Source organism: Bradyrhizobium sp. NBAIM08, from assembly GCF_020193935.1.
In the GTDB taxonomy this organism is placed as follows: domain Bacteria; phylum Pseudomonadota; class Alphaproteobacteria; order Rhizobiales; family Xanthobacteraceae; genus Bradyrhizobium; species Bradyrhizobium yuanmingense.
On sequence record NZ_JADYVR010001069.1, the window covers coordinates 1 to 397 of the forward strand.

The window sequence follows — 397 nt, forward strand, 5'->3', positions numbered from 1 at the left end:
CCTAGACCGTAATGAACCGCTGCTCAACGTCAACAAGCCCGGCGACTCTCGAGACACGACGTCGCCACGGGCCTTGGCAGGTCTCATGCGTCACCTTCTGTGTGGCCAGACGCTTTCGGACGAGCACCGGGTGCTACTGATAGGCTGGATGCGCGCTTGCGAAACCGGCAAGCTTCGCCTGCGCGCTGGCTTTCCTGCCCACTGGAGCGTCGGTGATAAAACCGGCACTGGCCTGCGAAATGCCGTGAACGACGTAGCAATCGCCGTGCCGCCCGGTCGGGCGCCAATCCTAGTCGCCGCCTATACGAGCGAGGGGACGGCAACGATGGACGTATCGCAGGCCGCGCTTGCGAAGGTCGCAAGCCTGGCAGCGCGCGAGCTGTAGCGGAACTTTTGC

General features: G+C 63.7%; 1 protein-coding gene. It reads left to right on the forward strand.

The features are described 5' to 3' along the window. On the forward strand, positions 1-385 hold a 385-nt coding region (locus I6F37_RS43510; RefSeq protein ID WP_225154913.1), incomplete at its 5' end, for a serine hydrolase. Positions 386-397: the final 12 nt, after the last annotated feature.